The organism is Ketogulonicigenium robustum, assembly GCF_002117445.1.
Classification (GTDB): domain Bacteria; phylum Pseudomonadota; class Alphaproteobacteria; order Rhodobacterales; family Rhodobacteraceae; genus Ketogulonicigenium; species Ketogulonicigenium robustum.
Genome location: NZ_CP019937.1, coordinates 830,367 through 848,771, shown reverse-complemented (window position 1 = coordinate 848,771; position 18,405 = coordinate 830,367). Strand labels below are relative to the sequence as shown.

The window sequence follows — 18,405 nt, the reverse complement described above, 5'->3', positions numbered from 1 at the left end:
TGTGGGGGTGCGTTTGTGGTGGTCGGCAAGCGAGTGGATCGCTCATGCAGTGCGTTGCTTTTGGCGCAGCGATCCGTTGCAAGCGTCGCAGCGATCTTTACCGCGCACGCTGTGCGTCACGCTCACACAGATGACCGTTTAAAAAGTCTTGTCGTCTGCCGCCGTCATACAGGGCAGCCCGAGACGGTCACATCTAGCGTGTAATCAAGTTCACGCATGGCCATAGCGTGGAACGCGCCTAACAAGCATCTAACCAACTCAGTATGACAGCCTCGAAAACATCGCTAAAGTCAGCCGCTCAGGCCGTAAGTGCGATAACATGCCCGCCTCGCACCTCCCCGGAATGGCTCATAAATCGCAGGTGAGCGCACCGATACGGTTCAGCGCAGCTTCTGCGTTTTGCGGTTAACCGTGCTGTAAAACCAGCCTTCTCTAAGCTGCAAAGTATGTAAGACCGGCTTCATTCACCCTCTCAAACCGATGCCAGCGCTATACACGGACAAGAAAAAAGGGGCCTTTCGGCCCCTTCTCTTATTTCTTGCTCCACCAGCCGGAGCGCTTCGGGGCGCTTGGCTCGTCAGCAGCGACCGCTTTTTCTGCGGGTTCCGCCTCTGGTGCAGCGGAAGCCACTGGCTCGAAGGTGACCTCGGCCACCACAGGTGCCGTTTCGACCACCGGTGTCTCGGGCGCGGCTTCGGTCACCGCTTCAACCACAACGGGCTTTTTGCGTGTGCGGCGCGGCTTTGGCGTAGCTTCAGCCTCTGCAACAGGCGCATCCGCCTCGGTCACGGTCGCGGCTTCTTCAGCTACGGCCTTCTTGCGCGAACGACGCTTCGGCTTTTCTGCCTCTACAGGCGCTTCGGGTGTTGCCTCAGCAGGTGCCTCGGTAACGGCTTCCGGTGCGGCTTCTGTCACAGCCTTCTTTCGCGTGCGACGCTTCGGCTTTTCCGCCACGATCTCGGCGGGCGCTTCAGCCTCAACTACGGAGTCCACCGTGGCAGCCTCCTCCACAGCTGCGGGCTCTACATCGGCGACCGTTTCAGCAGCGACGACAACCTCGTCATCGCTATCGTCGTCACCATCATCATCGCCCTCGGCGGCATCGGTCGTGGCCAAGCCCTCGCCATTCCCGCGACGACGACGACGACGACGGCGCTTCTTGCGCGGGCGATCATCCTCGGCCTCAGGGGTTACGTCAGCGACAACTTCGGGCGCGGCGATCACTTCTTCCTCAGGGGTGTCGTCGACGACCGTCGCCTCTTCCATCAGATCAGCGGTTCCGGCCAAAACGACCGGCGCGGTTGCAACCGGAACTACGCGCGTCGCAGCTTTCAGTTTTTCGATCGAATAGTCGGGCGATACCAACGTGATGTCAGCCTCGACGCGCACAGCCATGCCGTAACGCTGCTCGATGCCGGCGATATGCTCGCGTTTCTGGTTCATCAAGAAGTTCACGATACCAATCGGCGCATGAACGACCACTTCCTTACAGCGCCCACGGACGCCCTCTTCCTCAAGCTGGCGAATGATCGTCAGGCCCAAGTTGTCATCCGACCGCAGCAGGCCCGTGCCGTGGCAATGGCTGCACGGCTGGGTCGTCGCCTCGATCATACCCGGACGCAGACGCTGACGGCTCATCTCCAGCAGACCGAAGCCAGAGATGCGGCCGACTTGGATGCGCGCGCGGTCATTCTTCAGCTTGTCGCGGAAGCGTTTTTCGACGGCAGCGTTGTTCTTACGCTCGTCCATGTCGATGAAGTCGATCACGATCAGACCTGCCAAGTCACGCAGGCGCAGCTGGCGCGCGATCTCGTCTGCGGCCTCCAAGTTGGTCTTGGTCGCCGTCTGTTCGATCGAGCCTTCCTTGGTCGCCCGCCCCGAGTTGACGTCAATCGCCACCAGCGCTTCGGTCACGCCGATCACGATATACCCGCCCGACGGCAGCTGCACGACGGGGTTGAACATCCCGCCAAGGTAGCCTTCGACCTGATAGCGCGCGAACAGCGGCATCGCTTCGCGGTAATGGATGACCGAACGCTCTTGCCCCGGCATCATCATTTTCATGAAATCGTAGGCCACGCGGAAGCCTTCGTCGCCCTCGACGATAACCTCGTCGATTTCCGCCGAATACAAATCGCGGATCGAGCGTTTGATCAGGTCGCCTTCTTCATAAATCTTGGCCGGCGCGTGCGAGCCCAGCGTCAATTCGCGGATCTGCTCCCAAACGCGCATCAGGTATTCGTAGTCGCGTTTGATCTCGGCCTTGGTGCGCTGCGATCCGGCGGTGCGGATGATCAGACCCGCGCCTTGCGGGACTTCCAGCTCGTGCGCGATTTCTTTCAGCTTCTTGCGGTCGGCGACGTTGGTGATCTTGCGGCTGATGCCACCGCCGCGCGCTGTGTTGGGCATCAAGACGCAATAACGGCCGGCCAGCGACAGATAAGTCGTCAGCGCTGCGCCTTTGTTGCCGCGCTCTTCCTTGACAATCTGCACCAACATCACTTGGCGCACTTTGATCACTTCTTGGATTTTATAGCGACGCATCCGCACCTTACGTGCCGGGCGCACTTCGTCGCTATCGTCCGAAGTCAGCGTTTCGACCTCGTGGGCCGGGTCAGCCGCAGCACTCTCGTCGCCAGCATCCTCGTCGGAAGCAGGGGTCTCAACGGGTGTTTCCACCACGGTGACCATCGGCGACAGCCCCTCGTCGGGGTCGTCAGTTGGCGCTTCCAGATCAATAACTTCCATACCCGGCACGGCGGCATCGTCGGCAACGACGTCAGGTGCAACGTCTTGCGTTGCGACAGCATCGGTGAGTGCGGCCGCGGCGCGGTTGCCGGTGCGACTACGGCGCACGCGGCGGCCACGGCCCGACTTTTCTTCGGCGGCGGGCGCAGCATTGTCGTCGCCGGATGCGGCGTCGTCGTCATCCTCGCGCGCGTCGGCCATTTCTTCGGCCAGCAGCGCCTCGCGGTCGGCAACCGGAATCTGGTAATAGCTGGGGTGGATTTCCGAGAAGGCCAAGAACCCGTGGCGGTTGCCACCGTAATCCACAAACGCGGCCTGCAGCGACGGTTCGACCCGCGTTACTTTGGCGAGATAGATATTTCCCGAAAGTTGGCGCTTTGCGGCGCGCTCAAAGTCGAAATCCTCGACCTTGTTTCCGTCGACCACCACGACGCGGGTTTCCTCCGCGTGGGTGGCATCGATAAGCATTTTCTTTGACATTGTTTCCGTTCGTGCGCCGACATTACCGCCGCGGCGGGGCTTAGCCCCACGACACCGGCAGGCCTTGCGCATCTTTCTGGGGCAAGCGGGCCCCGCGTCGCGCGATTCAAGGCGCGAGACAGGCCCAAAGCCCCCCGCATCCGATCGCTTTCCCGCGGCACATAGCCCATTGCGTTACTACCTTGGCGCGGCGCGCTACGGCGCCTGCCATTAACATCCCTGCCCGACGCCTGTGGCACCAGACAGAGTAAATCGCATCCCTTGCGGGACATTACACCTGCACCCGGGGCCCTACAACGGGGCCACATCGGGGCAGAAATTCCATCGGCGGGATCAAAGCACCCAACATGCGTGGCGCTTCCAATCCTCTTACTCACCTTAATGACAATACTTGTCACAGCACAATCATATTCTGCGGCAAATCAACCCAAGGTTGCCAAACGCCGCAGAATTCATCTTAAAGGTAATCGCTGCGCTGCAGGCCGTATTTGGCCATTTTTTCGTTCAGCGTGCGGCGCGGTAGGCACAGCTCGTCCATGACCGCCGCGATCGAGCCGCGATGGCGGCGCATGGTATTGTCGATCAGCATCCGCTCGAAAGCGTCGACGAACTCCTTCAGCGGCTTGCCTTCGGTCGTAATTGCGGGCCGGCCATCTTCGGCGGTATCGCTCATCAGCAGCGACGAAATTGTCCCCGCCCCGCGGCGCGATTGCAGCACAGCGCGTTCGGCCACGTTAATCAGTTGGCGCACGTTGCCCGGCCACGGCGCTTGCAATATCTGCGCGGCCTCTTGCGCGGTGACGGTCGGCGCTTCGCAGCCATATTCGTCCGCGAACTGTTCGGACAAGCGCGAGAACAGCGTCAAAATGTCTTCCCCGCGCGCGCGCAGCGGCGGCACGGTAATGCGCAGCGCGGCCAAGCGGTAGAACAGATCGGGCCGCAGCACATCCTCGCAGGTCTTGCCCTGCTCTTGCAGGTTACAGATCGCGACGATCCGCGTCTCGCCCGGTATGCCCTGTTCATTAATTGCGGTCAGCAAGCGCGCTTGCAGGGGCTGCGACAGTGCCTCGACATCCTCCAGCACCAACGTGCCGCCACGGGCTTCCTCCAGCGCGGGGATCGGCTCGTCCTCGGCGGCGGGGCCAAACAGACGGCGGCTGAGCGTTTCTTCATCAAACGCCGCACAGGACAGCAGCACGAACTTACGGCTGGCGCGCGCCGAAACCGCATGCAGCGCGTGTGCGACCAAGGTTTTGCCTGTGCCGGTTTCACCGTCGATCAGCACATGGCCATCGGCCTGCCCCAAGTCAAGAATGTCTTCCTTCAGCCGCTGCATGGCGGGGCTCGAGCCGATCAGCTTATTCATCAGCGCGGTCGGGTCGGACAACTCGCGGCGCAGGGCGCGGGCGTCCAGCGTCAGGCGGCGGTTCTGCGTGGCCTTCTTGGCCAGCTCGGTCATCCGGTCGGGGTTGAACGGCTTTTCCAGAAAGTCGAAGGCGCCAATCCGCATTGCCTCGACCGCCATCGGCACATCGCCGTGCCCGGTGATCATGATGACCGGCAGCGCCGAATCCACCCCGCGCAGTTTTTTCAAAAACTGCATCCCGTCCATGCCGGGCATGCGCACATCGCTGACCACGATACCCGGAAAATCCGGCCCAATGGCTTTCAGCGCTTCTTCTGCGCTGGCGTAGGTTTCGGTATCGAACCCCGACAGCGCAAGCCATTGACTGATCGACTGCCGCATATCTTTTTCGTCGTCGACGATCGCGATTTTCATGGCCTTGCTGAGGCTGTGGCTCATTGTCGGGCTCATGTGGTGTCCTCTCAATTAATGACAGCGGCGGGTGCGTCAGGCGCTAGGCGCGGCAATTGGACTTCAAACGCAGCGCCACCCGAAGTGGCGTTATGCGCGGTCAGCCGCCCACCCAAATCAGCGACAATCCCCGAGGAGATCGCCAGCCCCAGCCCGACCCCGTCACCCGGTGCCTTGGTTGTGTAAAAAGGTTCAAACAGGGCATCGAGGTCGTCGATCCCCGGCCCATTGTCACGCACGGTCAGTGTTACGGTCTCGCCCTCGGCCAAAGTGATGGTCACTTCGGGATTTGGGGTGCCGTTCGTCGCATCAAAGGCGTTTCGCAAAAGATTGATGATCACCTGCTCCATCCGCAGGCGGTCGCCCATCACCATAACAGGGTCAGAGGGCAGCGTACGCACGATGGCAATCCGGCGCGCTTTTAGCTGCGGTTCCATCATCGCCAGCGCACTGGAAATCGCCAGGCGCATATCAAACGGCGCGAAAGCTTCCGACCCCTTGCGGGCAAAGGATTTCAACTGCCGCGTAATCGACCCCATCCTGTCGATCAAGTCGTCGATGCGTTGGAAGGCCGACAGGGCTTCATCGGGGCGCTTGCGCTGCAACAACAGGCGCGCTCCCGCCAGATAGGTTTTCATCGCAGCCAGCGGTTGGTTCAACTCGTGACTAACGGCGGCGGACATCTCGCCCAATGCGGCCAGTTTCGAGGACTGCACCAGCGTTTGTTCCGCCACTTCCAGCGTCCGCTCGGCCTTCTCGCGCTCGGCGATCTCGCGTTGCAGGCGCATGTTCAGGGCGCGCAGTTCGGCTGATTCGCGTTGGAACAGCACGACGCGCGAGGCGCTTTTGCGCGAGCTGACCCAGAAGGCCAAAGCGGCCAGAATGGCGAATGCCATGATCTCCAGCGCGATGATTGCGTTCACCTGTTCGCGGATCGAGGCGTAGGTCGTAAAGCCGACCATCTTCCAGCCTTGGAACGGCACACGCAATTCGCGCCGCAGCACTGCCTCGCCGCGCAGGTAGGTGTCGTAGGGCGAGCTCCACTCATCAAAACGCAGCGCGCGCGCGATGGCGGAAGGGGCCGAGGTATTGGCCAGTGCTGCATCTTCGGTCAACCCGCGCCAGCGCGGCTCAGTCGCCAGCAAGATGGTTCCGGCGGAATCCGTCACCAGCACCGCGTCCTGCGTGCCGGCCCAGCTGCGTTCCAACCGGCTGAGGTCCACCTCGACCGCGATGACGCCCAGCATCGCCCCGCCAATATCGATCCGGCGCGAGTAGAAGAACCCGTAGCTACCGTTTTCACGCGGCAGCGCGGTGAACACGGTAGTCGAGACCCGCTCGGCATCGGCAAAGAACGGCATAGCCGAATCATTGCGCCCCAAAATAGATTGGTCGGTCGCAGCCACAACCGCACCGTCGCGGTCATACAGTAAGATCGACGCCATGCCGATTTCTTCGCCGAACGAGGCAAGGCGCTCGTTCGATGCGGTAAAATTGGCGGTCTCGAGGGCGCTGATCAGTTCGGGGTCGCGCGACAACAATTGCGGCACTACCGAATTGCGCTGCAATTCCGAGACAAGGTTGCCGACGTAGATAGACATACGCACCTCGGCCCGCGTGCGGGTGGTGGTGGTAAACCGTTCTGTCAGCAAGACATTCGTCAGCCAAATCGCGCCAACCGCGACCAGCACCAGCACGCCCACAAAAATGCGGGCCCACCATGTTGGGCTTTTGGCAGCCGCGCGGCGGGGCGCGGCGGGGGTATCGACACCAGATGTCATGGTATCAGCTTATTTCACGCCTTGCCGGGCAGCAATAACGTGCGTGCCACCAAGTTGGTCAGGCGGCAACAAACCGCCCGATCAACCCAGCGAAAAGTCCCTGCCCGTCGGTGCCACCTTGCAGCGTTTCAATCGCACGCTCGGGGTGGGGCATCATGCCCAGCACGCGGCGATTGGCCGACAGGACACCCGCGATGTCGGCCCGCGACCCGTTGGGGTTGTCGGTGTAGGTGAACGCAACCCGATCCTCGCCCTGCAGGGTGTCCAGCGTCGCGTCGTCGACGTAGTAATTCCCGTCGTGGTGCGCGATCGGCACCGTCAGGGTCTGGCCTGCGTGGTAGGTGTTGGTAAAGGCGCTGTCGGCTGTCGCGACGCGCAACCCCACCGGTTTGCAGAGGAATTTCAGCCCCGCGTTGCGCATCAGCGCCCCCGGCAGCAGGCCGGTTTCGGTCAGCACTTGAAAGCCGTTGCAGACCCCCAAAGCATAGCCACCACGTTCAACGTGGCGCACAAGCGCCTGACAAACGGGGGAATTCGCAGCGATTGCGCCGCAGCGCAGGTAGTCACCGAACGAAAAACCGCCCGGGACGGCGACCAGATCGACACCGCTGGGCAGCGCGGCATCTTTGTGCCAGACCATCTGCACATCGGCCCCTGCTTTGCGCAGGGCATCAGCCATGTCGCGGTCGCAGTTCGATCCAGGAAAGACGATAACGGCGGCCTTCATGGCGATCCCCCTTTTAGGCGAAGCTGATGCGGTAGCTTTCGATGACGGTGTTGGCCAGCAGCTTGTCGCACATCTGACGCACGGCGGCTTCGGCGGCGACGGGGTCGGTCTCGGCCAGATCCAGCTCGATCACCTTGCCCTGACGCACGCCGTTCACGCCATCAAACCCAAGGGTCGTCAGCGCGGCGCGCACGGCCTCGCCTTGCGGGTCGAGGACGCCCGCCTTCAACATGACTTCGACGCGCGCCTTCATCCGCTCTCTCCTCAGATAGTCTTAGTTGATCAACGTACCGTTGGGGCTGTGCGTCACGTTGGACGGCAGCACCCCAAGACGGCGGGCAACTTCGGTATACGCATCCGACAGCGACCCCAGGTCTTGCCGGAACACGTCTTTGTCCAGCTTGCGGCCGGTTTCGATATCCCACAAACGGCAGCTATCGGGGCTGATCTCGTCTGCAATCACCAGACGGGGGAAGTCGTTTTCCCAAATCCGGCCCATCTCGATCTTGAAATCGATCAGACGAATACCGACGCCATGGAACACGCCCGACAAGAAATCGTTCACGCGCAGTGCCAGCGCCACGATATCGTCCAGCTCTTGCTGCTGGGCCCAACCGAATGCGATGATGTATTCCTCGGGCACCAGCGGGTCGCCCAGCGCGTCGTTCTTGAAGCTGAATTCGACGATCGGGCGCGGCAGGGGCATCCCCTCCTCTAGCCCAAGGCGCTTGGCCATCGAGCCTGCGGCGAAATTGCGCACGATGATTTCCAGCGGCACGATCTCGACCTGACGGACCAGCTGCTCGCGCATGTTCAAGCGCTTGATGAAGTGGGTCGGGATGCCGACGCCCTGCAGGCCCAGCATGAAATATTCCGACAGGCGGTTGTTCAACACGCCCTTACCTTCGATCACGGCCTTTTTCTGCGCGTTGAAGGCGGTCGCGTCATCCTTGAAATACTGCACGATCGTGCCCGGCTCGGGGCCTTCGTACAGGATCTTGGCTTTGCCTTCGTAAATCTTCTTGCGACGTGCCATGACGGCTCCTACTGGTTCCGCGCCGAAGGTCGGCGGCCTTTGCTTGCGCGCCTCTTATGCCAAGGGCGACGGGGGGGCAACCCTTTAGCCATGCACCCGCGTAAAGGTTCCCTTCCCGGCCAGAATACCGCGGAAGCCGCCCGGCTCGTCCAGGCTGAACACGATGATCGGCAGGTGGTTGTCGCGCGCCAGCGCAATCGCCGACGCATCCATGACGCCCAGGTGCTTTTGCAGCACTTCGTCATAGGTCACATCGCCGTAACGCTTGGCATCGGGGAACTTTTTCGGGTCTTTGTCGTAAACGCCATCCACCTTGGTACCCTTGAAGATCGCTTCGCAGGCCATTTCGCTGGCGCGTAGCGTGGCGGCAGTGTCGGTCGTGAAATAGGGGTTACCCGTGCCTGCGGCAAAAATGCAGACCCTTTTCTTTTCCAGATGACGCACGGCGCGCCGGCGGATGTAGGGCTCGCACACCTGATCCATCGGGATCGCCGAAATCACGCGGGAATGAACGTCCAGTTCCTCTAGCGCGGATTGCATGGCCAGCGCATTCATCACGGTCGCCAGCATGCCCATGTAATCGGCAGTCGTGCGCTCCATCCCTTGGGCCGACCCCTGCAGACCGCGGAAGATGTTGCCGCCGCCGATCACCATGCAGATCTCGACCCCCAGATCACGCACCGATTTCACTTCCTCGGCGATGCGCTGGACGGTCGGCGGGTGCAACCCGAACCCCTGATCGCCCATCAACGCCTCGCCCGAGATCTTCAGCAATACGCGCTTGAAACGGGTCTGGTGTTGGTCGTCAGTCATGTTCGGGCTCCGCTGGCTTTCATTGGGCCCAGAAATGTCGCAAAAGGCGCCGTCTGGCAATGGCAAGCAGGGCGGAAAATGGCCGAGGGTGACATGAAGGGCAGCGACGGAAGGGAAATTGTGCAGGCCGCTGCGGATTCGGGCCTGCCTGTGCTGATCGCGGGGCCGACCGCCTCGGGCAAATCGGCGCTGGCGCTGCAGATCGCGCAGGCCACCGGCGGCGTGGTGATTAACGCCGACGCCCTGCAGGTGTTCAGCGGCTGGCGGCTGCTGACCGCGCGCCCTGACGATGCCGATCTGGCCGCCGCGCCGCATGCGCTTTATGGCCACGTCCCTTATAGCGAAAGCTACTCGGTCGGGCACTGGCTACGCGATTTGGCCCCGCTGCTGGGCGGCGCGCGCCCGATCATCGTGGGTGGCACGGGGTTGAATTTCACCGCCCTGACGCGCGGCTTGGCCGACATTCCCGCGACGCCCCCCGCGCTGCGCGTGCAGGCCGATGCGCTGGATCTGCCCGAGCTGATCCGCGACCTCGACCCGGCCAGTGCCAGCGGGATCGACCTGAACAACCGCGCCCGCGTCCAGCGCGCATGGGAAGTGCTGCACGCCACCGGCGAAGGGATTTCCGTCTGGCAAGCGCGCACCCCCGCGCCGCTGCTGCCGCTGCAAAACACCTTCCCCATCGTGATGATGCCCGATGTCGACTGGCTGAACGCCCGCATCACCCGCCGCTTTGACCAGATGCTGGCCCAAGGCGCGCTGGACGAAGCCCGCGCCATGTTGCCCGACTGGGACCCTGCCCGCCTATCATCCAAAGCCATCGGCGCGCCGGAACTGATCGGCCACCTGCAAGGCATGACGACACTGGCCGACGCGCGCGAAGGGACGATCACCGCCTCGCGCCAATACGCCAAGCGCCAGCGGACGTGGTTTCGCGCGCGGATGCGCGATTGGGTGACAGTCGCCCTACCCTAAAGGCCCAAAATCACCTGCACGTAAGTTTGCGTTTCGGCGAATGGCGGGATGTCGCCATAGCTTTGCACCGCGCCGGGGCCGGCGTTATAGGCCGCCAGCGCCAGACGCCAATTCCCGAAGGCCTCGAACTGGCGGCGCAGATAGCGGGCGCCGCCATCCAGATTTTGCTGCGGGTCCATCGGGTCGACACCCAGCAAACGCGCGGTATCAGGCATCAGCTGCGCCAAGCCCAGCGCCCCCTTGACCGAAACCGCCGTCGGGTTCCAACCGCTTTCGCGCTGAACCAGCCGCAAGAACAGATCTTCGGGAATGTTGTGGCGCCGCGCAGCCGCGCGGGCCAGCGTCAGATACGGCCCGCTGTAGCTGCCGGTATAAAGGGGTATCGGCGGCTGCACACGCGTGGGCGCCAGGCGGTCGGAGAAGCGATACTGTTCGGCCGCGCGCCCGTCCAGCAGATCGGTCTGGCTGCGCAGCAACCCCACCCTGTTTGATGTCGAGAGCGTCTGCGCCGCCGCAGGCAGAACGCCGCCCGCGCAAGCCAACACCAGTGCAACCACAAAAGCGCGCATGGGATACCTTTACCCAAGGGTGCTGCATCCAGCGGCAGCGCCGCGAGATTAACGTTTCGTTTACATTTGAAAAGCCCCATTGCGTAACGGCGGCGGTGCAGCGCCATTGCAGCGCGCGCGCAATCGTGCGACCAATGCGCCAAATCGCTGAACGACACATCACAAAGGGGCTGAAGCATGGCTGGATCGGTGAACAAGGTCATTTTGATTGGCAACTTGGGCCGCGACCCCGAGGTCCGCAATTTCCCCAATGGCGGCAAGGTCGTGAACCTGCGCATCGCCACCAGCGAGACATGGCGCGACAAATCCAGCGGCGAGCGCAAGGAACGCACCGAATGGCATTCGGTCGCGATTTTCTCGGAACCGCTGGGCAATATTGCCGAAAAATACCTGCGTAAGGGTAGCAAGGTCTATCTGGAAGGCCAGCTGGAGACCCGCAAGTGGCAAGACCAGTCGGGCGCTGACCGTTACAGCACCGAAGTCGTCCTGCGCCCGTTCACCGGCCAAATGACCCTGCTGGACGGTCGTGACAGCGGCGGCCAAGGCGGCGGCGGTGATTACCAAGGCGGCAACCAAGGCGGGTATGACGGCGGCTACGATAGCGGTTATTCCAGCCAGCCCTCGGGCGGTGGTGGCCGGTCGGGCGGTGCGCAAAACCGCGTCAGCGACCTCGGTGACGACGAGATCCCATTCTAAAACAAAGGGCGGCCGCAATGGCCGCCCTTTTCAGTTCTGGTGCAGCCACGGCGCATAGCTGAGGCCGGTCAGAACCCCCTCGGGGCTGATGAAGCGCGCGACCGTTTGACCCCACGGCTCGGTGCGGGCGGGGTGGATGAAAATCTGCCCGCGCGCTTCCATTTCGGTCACGGCCTCGGCCACAGCTTCCGGGCTTTCCAACTCAAACTCGACCGAGGCGGTGGGAATGGCGATGTCATCGGGCCATTCGGGCGTGCCAAAGCAAGCTTCGGCCGCGTTTTTCAGCGGCCAGACGCCGAAATGGTGCGCGCCGGGGAAGCCATCAACGAAGGCATAGTCACCGTCCCGCGTCATCGGCAAACCCAGCGTATCGATATACAGCGACTGGCTGGCCGCCCCGTCCTGCGAAATCACCGAAAACCCTGATATAGCTACGACTTTCATGTCAGCCCCTTTCATCCAGCGCGTCTTGCAAAACGGCGCGCACTGCGTCGCGGGGCACATCGGCGGTAATGAACGCCTGCCCGATCCCGCGCACTAGAACAAACCGCAGCTTGCCGTCCTGCACCTTTTTATCTTGCGCCATCAGCGCCAATAGCCCGTCGGCATCGGGCAGATCGCCCGCGATATCGGCCAAGCTGCCCTTGGTGCCCATCCGCTGCAAATGCGCGCGCACGCGGCCTGCATCTTGCCCCGAACATAGGCCCAAGCGGGTCGACAGCGTAAAGGCCAGCGCGCAGCCGATCGCCACCCCCTCGCCATGCAGCAGCCTGTCGGAATACCCCGTCGCCGATTCGAGGGCATGGCCGAAAGTATGCCCCAAGTTCAGCAGCGCGCGATCACCCTGCTCGGTCTCGTCGCGCATGACGATGTCGGCCTTCATCTGGCAGGCGCGCGCGACGGCATGGGCCAGCGCGGCGTCATCACTGCGCAGGCGCGGGCCGTTGGCCTCCAGCCACTCAAAGAACGTCACATCGCCCAGCAGGCCGTATTTCACGACCTCGCCATAGCCCGCCAAAAAGTCACGGTCGGGCAATGTGCGCAGGGCGTCGGTATCGGCAACAACCAGCGCAGGTTGGTGAAAAGCCCCGACTAGGTTCTTGCCGTGGCGCGTGTTGATGCCGGTTTTGCCGCCGACACTGCTGTCCACCTGCGCCAGCAAGGTCGTGGGCACCTGCACGAATCGGATACCGCGCCGCGCGATGGCGGTGGCAAAGCCGACCAGATCGCCCATCACCCCGCCCCCCAGCGCCAACACCAGATCGCCCCGCTCGACCTTTTGGTCGAGGATCCACTCAACCGCCGCCGTCAGCCCCTGCCACGATTTCGTGGCCTCGCCAGCGGGCAAGCTCAGGCTCTCACTCTCGATCCCGGCGGTTTGCAGGGCGGCTTCCAGCACGGGCAAATGGATCTCGGCGACGGTGCTGTCGGTGATGATTACCACCCGCGACCGCCGCAACAGGGGCCGCAGCAGGTGAGGAACCCGCTGCATCAAACCCCCGCCGATGTGAATGTCATATGCCCGACCGGGCAGTTCGACGTGCACGACTGACATCAGATTTCCTCCAACAAATCGGGGTATTGCAGCAGTAGCGCGATGGCGCGATCGGCGGTTTGGTCGACCGACTGTCCCGCCATCGCAGGCAAACGCAGCTGGGCTTGCTGATAGTGGGGCACCCGCGCATCCAGCAACTGCGCCAACGTCCCGCGCGGGTCGTTGGTGCGCAGCAACGGGCGCGTGTCGCGGTGGCGGACACGGTCCCACAAAATCTCGACCGGCGCATCCAGCCACAGCGACACACCGGCCCGCGCGATGGAATCGCGGTTGCGCTGCGCCAAAAACGCGCCGCCGCCGGTCGATAGAATCGCAGGGCCTTGGTTCAACAAACGCACGATCACTTCGGCCTCGCGGTCGCGAAAGAACGGCTCGCCGTCGCGGGCGAAAATCTCGGCGATGCTCAGCTGCGCGGCTTCCTCGATCGCGATATCGGAATCACGAAACGCCACACCCAGGCGCTGCGCCAGCGCCCGCCCGACGGCGGTTTTCCCCGACCCCATCATCCCCACAAGGGCCACCGCCTTGTGCAATCGGTAGCGCTTTTTCCGTTCCGACATGCGCCGCATGCGCTTTACCCCGATCTTGACGTAATTGTTTCGACTGAATGGCGTGATCTTGGGAAAATTTCCAGCTATAAACATGGCAGCTAGGCTTGCGCTGCATAAACGGCAGCCGCACAAGGGTCGTACAAGGCAAGAAACGGGACGAGGCGGAACAGATACATGCTGTGGAAATTCATCAAGGTCATCATCTTTCTTGCCGTGCTGGCCGTGATAGCGCTGATCGCTTATGCCTATTTGGGGCCGCTGGTTACACCCGCAGACTTCCAACCGCCTGCGCGTGAAATCCGCACGCCCGTGACACTGCCCTGACCCAAATGGGCGCGTATCGGGGGCGGTATATACTCGCACTGGGCCTCTGGCTGGCCGCTAGCGCCGCCGTGGCCGAGGGAACGCGCGCCAATGGGGCGCCGCTGTCGGCGATTGACTGGCTGTCGGAAAGCGTGACCCCCGCCCCGCGTGCCGCGCGCCCGCCCGCGCCGCCCGTCACCGGTGTCACCACACCGGAAATCACCGTCCAGCCGCTGGATGGACCCTCGCCCGATGTGGTGGGCCTGCTACCCAGCGACGTGACCGGCCTGCCGACAACCCTGTGGTCCAGCAGCCCCGAGCCCGACGTCGTCGCCGCCTTGCGCGCAACGCCCGTGCCCTCGCTGCCCGCGCTGCAGGAAATGCTGATCCAATTGATGCTGGCCGAGGCTGCGCCGCCCGCAGGTGCCGCGCCCGCTGGCAACCTGTTTCTGGCCCGCGTCGACAAGCTGTTGCAGATGGGCGCACTCGACCCCGCGCAGTCGCTGATCGAAGCCTCGGACGTGGCGCGCCCCGAGGTGTTCCGCCGCTGGTTCGACACGTCGCTGCTGACCGGAACCGAGGATTTCGCCTGCACCCGCCTGAACGCGATGCCGGCCATCGCCCCCACGCTGGCAACGCGCGTCTTCTGTCTAGCCCGCGCAGGCGACTGGCCCGCTGCGGCGCTGATCCTGAACGGGGCGCTCAGCCTCGGGGCTGTAACGCCCGCGGAAGAACAGTTACTGACGCTGTTCCTCGACCCCGAGCTGGCCGAAGAGGAGGAGCTGCTGCTGCCGCCCCCCGCCACCATGACCCCGCTGGATTTTCGCATGCGCGAGGCTATCGGCGAGGCAATCCCAACCGCCACTTTGCCGCGTGCCTTCGCCAACGCCGACCTGCGCAGCATGATCGCGTGGCGCTACCAGCTAGAGGCCGCCGAGCGTTTGTCCCGCGCGGGGGCCGTGTCGGAAAATGCGCTGGTCGGGTTTTATACCCTGCACGTTCCCGCCGCATCGGGCGGTGTCTGGGACAGGGCAGCCGCCGTGCAAGATTTTGACTTTGCGCTGAAATCGGGCGGCACAGATGCGGCCCTGAACGCGCTGCCCGCGCTGATGGAGGCTGCGCGCAGCGCCAAAGTCGAAGTGCCGCTGGCGCGGTTTTACCAAGATGTGCTGACGCAGGCCGATGTGCTGCGCGCCGGAAATGCGGCCGCTTTCGCGATGGGCCTCCTCTCGCCCGCGTACGAGGCGGTGGCGGCGGCTGCGGGCAATCCTGACAGTCACGACGCCCTGCTGGTTGCCATCGCGCGCGGCCAGTTGACCGAGGCGACCCCGACCGACGGCTGGGCCGACAACAACTTCGTCGCCCCCATCCAAGCCGCGTTCACGCAGGGCGAAATGACCAGCCCCGCGCGGGATTTGATCGCGGCAGGGCGCTTAGGCGAAGGCCTCCTCAGCGCGATCAGCGCGGCCGAGGACTCGCTGACGGGCGATCCCGCGACGCTCGGCCCCGCCCTGTCGGCCCTGCGCAGCGTGGGGCTAGAGGATGTCGCCCGCCGCATCGCGCTGCAAGTGCTGTTGCTGGATCGCGCAGGATGAGCCTGTCAAACGCGCGCTGGATATCGACCTTTCTGGATGCGCAGGCCGCCGAACTGGGCGCGGCGCGCAACACGCTGCTGGCCTACGGACGCGATCTGGTTGACTTCGACGGCTGGCTACAGGCTCACCCCGACGGCGAAACCGCCTTCGTCACTGTGCCCGAGGCGCGGATCGAAGCCTATATGGCCCATTGCGCGGCCACCGGCTTGTCAGCTGCCACCCGCGCGCGGCGGCTGTCCGCCATCCGGCAACTGTTCCGGTTTGCCTTTGACGAAGGCTGGCGCACCGACAACCCCGCGCTGCGACTAAAGGGCAAGACCCAAGCCCGCAAACTGCCCGAAACGCTACAAATCGACGAGGTCGACCGGCTGCTGCAAGCCGCGCGTACCCGCCCGCATGATGCCGTGCGCACCACGTGCCTGCTGGAATTGCTGTATGCGACAGGCATGCGCGTGACCGAATTGGTCAGCCTGCCCGCAGCCGCGACGCGTGGCGACCCGCGTATGCTGCTGATTCGCGGCAAGGGCGGGAAAGAGCGTCTTGTGCCGCTATCCCCCCCCGCCCGCACCGCGCTGGCCGATTGGCTGGCACAGCGCGACGCCGGGCAAGAGGAAATCCGCCTTGCCGGCGGCAGTGTATCGAAGTTCCTGTTCCCCTCGCACGGGGTTGCGGGGCATCTGACGCGCCAGCATTTTCTGGTCATTTTGAAAGATTTGGCCGTCGCAGCGGGCATATCACCCGCGCGCGTCAGCCCGCACAAACTGCGCCACGCTTTTGCCACGCACCTACTGGCGAATGGCGCCGACCTGCGCGCCATCCAGACGCTGCTCGGTCATGCCGATATCGCCACGACCGAGATTTATACCCACGTGCTGGACGCGCACCTAAAGGATTTGGTGCTGACGCACCACCCGCTGGCGCAGGACTAGCGCCGTTTCAGAAACGTGCCGAATACGCCGCGCACCAACCTGCGCCCGGTCGTGCCGCCCAATTCCTTGACCAATGCCGAGGCGAGTGCATCAGCGATTCCCTTCTCGGCCGCCTTCGCGCGCGGCTGCGCCTTGGGTTGCGGCGCGGACGTTACTGGCCCGCCATAGCGTTTGGCACGGCTGAACGTGTCGGCGGGGTCGCCCTCTGCCTCGGGCGCGGCGTCTTGGGGCACATCAGCGGCGGCGCGCCGCTCCAACATCTCGCGCGCTGAATCGCGGTCGACGGCAGTGTCGTATTTACCCGCCACGGGCGATACGGCCATGACGGCGGTGCGTTCCTCGGCCGTGATCGTACCGTTGCGCGACTGGGGCGGGCGAATCAATGTGCGCTCAACCATCGTCGGGATGCCCTTGCGATCCAACATGGATGTCACGGCTTCGCCTGTGCCAACTTCAGAAATGGCGTCGGCGGTGTTAAAACGCGGGTTGTCGCGGTAAGTCTCGGCCGCCTTTTGCAGGGCCTTGCGATCTTTCGCGGTAAAGGCGCGCAGCGCGTGCTGCACACGATTGCCCAACTGACCCAAAACCGATTCGGGCACATCATCGGGATTCTGCGTCACAAAGAACACGCCGACCCCCTTGGATCGAATCAAACGCGCGACCTGTTCAATTTTATCAATCAGCACTTTCGGCGCACCGTCGAACAGCAAATGCGCCTCGTCAAAGAACAAAACCAGCTTCGGCTTTTCGGGATTTCCGACCTCGGGCAAAGTCTCGAACAGCTCGGACAACAGCCAAAGCAGGAAGGTCGTATAAAGGCGCGGCGATTGCATCAATCGGTCAGACGCCAAAATATTAACCTCGCCGCGCCCTTGGTCATCTACGCGCATCAGGTCATCCAAGGCCAAGGCAGGCTCGCCAAAGAACTGCAGCGCGCCCTGATTCTCGAGGACAAGCAGCGCGCGCTGAATAGCCCCGACCGAGGCCGTACTGACATTGCCGTATTTCAGCGACAGATCGCGCGCATTTTGGCCGCACCACACCAGCATAGCCTGCAGATCGGTCAGGTCCAGCAGCGGCAAACCCTGCTCATCCGCGACGCGAAACAGGATGTTCATCACCCCTTCTTGCACGTCACTCAGGTCGAGCAGGCGCGACAAAAGCAGTGGGCCCATTTCGGCAATCGTGGTGCGAACGGGGTGGCCCTGCTGGCCGAACACATCCCAGAATGTAACGGGAAATGACTGATATTGCAGATCGAATCCGATCTGGGACGCGCGGCTGGAAAACGCTTCGTGGGTCTTTGCATCAGGTGCACCCGCTTGCGACAGACCTGCAAGGTCGCCCTTGATGTCGGTCAGAAAGACCGGAACGCCCGCAGCGGAAAACGCCTCGGTCATGATCTGCAGCGTGACGGTCTTGCCGGTGCCGGTTGCCCCTGCGATCAAACCGTGACGGTTGCCCTGCCCCAGCAAAAGCGCCTGTGCGGTTGTGTACCCTTCGCCGCCGCCACCGATAAATATGCCTGTCGTCATCACGCGCCTATCTGTCAAAGTCCTGCGCCATTGAACGCAGTTGCGCGCCTAAAAACAAGGCACGAAACCTGTCGTGATCGCGCCTGCCACGTGTGGCTGCACAATCATGTTGACGCCCCGCCACCTGTTACGTAAATTTTTTGTAATAGGTCGGCTAAGTCCGCCAGGGAGATAAAAAGGAAAAGGGGCCATAGCGGCCCCTTTTCCTATGGCACCGTTAGAAATAGGCGTTTTGGCGCAAAATTCCGCCCGAAGCTTTTCCGCCCCTGTTTGTCTGCCACGCGACATGATAATCT

17 protein-coding genes are annotated in these 18,405 nt (G+C 62.9%); 5 read left to right on the top strand and 12 right to left on the bottom strand.

Translation table 11 applies throughout. The features are described from left to right. Positions 1 to 531: 531 nt before the first annotated feature. From BVG79_RS04270 to pyrH, 7 genes are all read right to left on the bottom strand, one after another. A complete protein-coding gene (locus BVG79_RS04270) occupies positions 532 to 3,228 on the bottom strand; it encodes an Rne/Rng family ribonuclease (protein WP_085785795.1) in 2,697 nt (898 codons plus the stop codon). A 457-nt stretch (positions 3,229 to 3,685) separates the two neighbouring features. Continuing rightward, positions 3,686 to 5,044, bottom strand: a complete 1,359-nt coding sequence (locus BVG79_RS04265) for a sigma-54-dependent transcriptional regulator (RefSeq protein WP_085785794.1) — start codon at positions 5,042 to 5,044, stop codon at positions 3,686 to 3,688. Positions 5,045 to 5,055: 11 nt separating this feature from the next. Next, on the bottom strand, positions 5,056 to 6,825 hold the full coding sequence (locus BVG79_RS04260) for a sensor histidine kinase (RefSeq protein ID WP_085785793.1): 1,770 nt from the start codon (positions 6,823 to 6,825) through the stop codon (positions 5,056 to 5,058). 58 nt (positions 6,826 to 6,883) lie between these two features. After that, positions 6,884 to 7,552, bottom strand: coding sequence for a phosphoribosylformylglycinamidine synthase subunit PurQ (gene purQ, locus BVG79_RS04255; protein WP_085785792.1), 669 nt, complete (start codon positions 7,550 to 7,552; stop codon positions 6,884 to 6,886). 13 nt (positions 7,553 to 7,565) lie between these two features. Then, on the bottom strand, positions 7,566 to 7,805 hold the full coding sequence (purS, locus tag BVG79_RS04250) for a phosphoribosylformylglycinamidine synthase subunit PurS (RefSeq protein ID WP_085785791.1): 240 nt from the start codon (positions 7,803 to 7,805) through the stop codon (positions 7,566 to 7,568). 21 nt (positions 7,806 to 7,826) lie between these two features. Then, a complete protein-coding gene (purC, locus tag BVG79_RS04245; protein WP_085785790.1) occupies positions 7,827 to 8,588 on the bottom strand; it encodes a phosphoribosylaminoimidazolesuccinocarboxamide synthase in 762 nt (253 codons plus the stop codon). Between the two features lie 84 nt (positions 8,589 to 8,672). Further along, positions 8,673 to 9,401, bottom strand: a complete 729-nt coding sequence (pyrH, locus tag BVG79_RS04240) for a UMP kinase (RefSeq protein ID WP_085785789.1) — start codon at positions 9,399 to 9,401, stop codon at positions 8,673 to 8,675. Positions 9,402 to 9,479: 78 nt separating this feature from the next. On the opposite strand from pyrH, the gene miaA reads away from it, so the two are divergent. After that, entirely contained in the window at positions 9,480 to 10,376 is an 897-nt protein-coding gene (gene miaA, locus BVG79_RS04235; protein ID WP_085785788.1) for a tRNA (adenosine(37)-N6)-dimethylallyltransferase MiaA, read from the top strand. Here the strand turns inward: miaA and BVG79_RS04230 are convergent. After that, a complete protein-coding gene (locus BVG79_RS04230; protein ID WP_085785787.1) occupies positions 10,373 to 10,945 on the bottom strand; it encodes a lytic transglycosylase domain-containing protein in 573 nt (190 codons plus the stop codon). The two genes, miaA and BVG79_RS04230, sit on opposite strands and share 4 nt — an antisense overlap. 177 nt (positions 10,946 to 11,122) lie before the next feature. On the opposite strand from BVG79_RS04230, the gene ssb reads away from it, so the two are divergent. Then, positions 11,123 to 11,641: a single-stranded DNA-binding protein gene (ssb, locus tag BVG79_RS04225; protein ID WP_085785786.1), complete on the top strand. Its 519-nt coding sequence runs from the start codon at positions 11,123 to 11,125 to the stop codon at positions 11,639 to 11,641. Positions 11,642 to 11,671: 30 nt separating this feature from the next. Here the strand turns inward: ssb and BVG79_RS04220 are convergent, their stop codons facing one another. From BVG79_RS04220 to BVG79_RS04210, 3 genes are read right to left on the bottom strand one after another with little or no spacing between them, the layout of a single operon-like run. Then, positions 11,672 to 12,085, bottom strand: a complete 414-nt coding sequence (locus BVG79_RS04220; protein WP_085785785.1) for a VOC family protein — start codon at positions 12,083 to 12,085, stop codon at positions 11,672 to 11,674. A gap of 1 nt (position 12,086) precedes the next feature. Further along, positions 12,087 to 13,196, bottom strand: a complete 1,110-nt coding sequence (aroB, locus tag BVG79_RS04215; RefSeq protein WP_085785784.1) for a 3-dehydroquinate synthase — start codon at positions 13,194 to 13,196, stop codon at positions 12,087 to 12,089. After that, positions 13,196 to 13,765, bottom strand: a complete 570-nt coding sequence (locus tag BVG79_RS04210) for a shikimate kinase (protein WP_418268947.1) — start codon at positions 13,763 to 13,765, stop codon at positions 13,196 to 13,198. Before BVG79_RS04210 ends, aroB begins: the two co-directional genes overlap by 1 nt. 156 nt (positions 13,766 to 13,921) lie before the next feature. Between BVG79_RS04210 and BVG79_RS13440 the strand changes: the two genes are divergently transcribed. The 3 genes from BVG79_RS13440 to BVG79_RS04200 are packed head-to-tail and all read left to right on the top strand — an operon-like array spanning position 13,922 to position 16,574. Further along, a complete protein-coding gene (locus tag BVG79_RS13440) occupies positions 13,922 to 14,071 on the top strand; it encodes a hypothetical protein (RefSeq protein WP_157115617.1) in 150 nt (49 codons plus the stop codon). Positions 14,072 to 14,076: 5 nt separating this feature from the next. Further along, positions 14,077 to 15,645: a hypothetical protein gene (locus BVG79_RS04205; protein ID WP_085785783.1), complete on the top strand. Its 1,569-nt coding sequence runs from the start codon at positions 14,077 to 14,079 to the stop codon at positions 15,643 to 15,645. After that, the gene (locus tag BVG79_RS04200) at positions 15,642 to 16,574 is read left to right on the top strand and encodes a site-specific tyrosine recombinase XerD (protein ID WP_085785782.1); all 933 of its coding nucleotides are present in this window, start codon (positions 15,642 to 15,644) and stop codon (positions 16,572 to 16,574) included. Before BVG79_RS04205 ends, BVG79_RS04200 begins: the two co-directional genes overlap by 4 nt. Here BVG79_RS04200 and BVG79_RS04195 read toward each other — a convergent pair. Continuing rightward, positions 16,571 to 18,109, bottom strand: a complete 1,539-nt coding sequence (locus BVG79_RS04195; RefSeq protein WP_085785781.1) for a helicase HerA-like domain-containing protein — start codon at positions 18,107 to 18,109, stop codon at positions 16,571 to 16,573. The genes BVG79_RS04200 and BVG79_RS04195 overlap by 4 nt on opposite strands. Positions 18,110 to 18,405 lie beyond the last annotated feature (296 nt).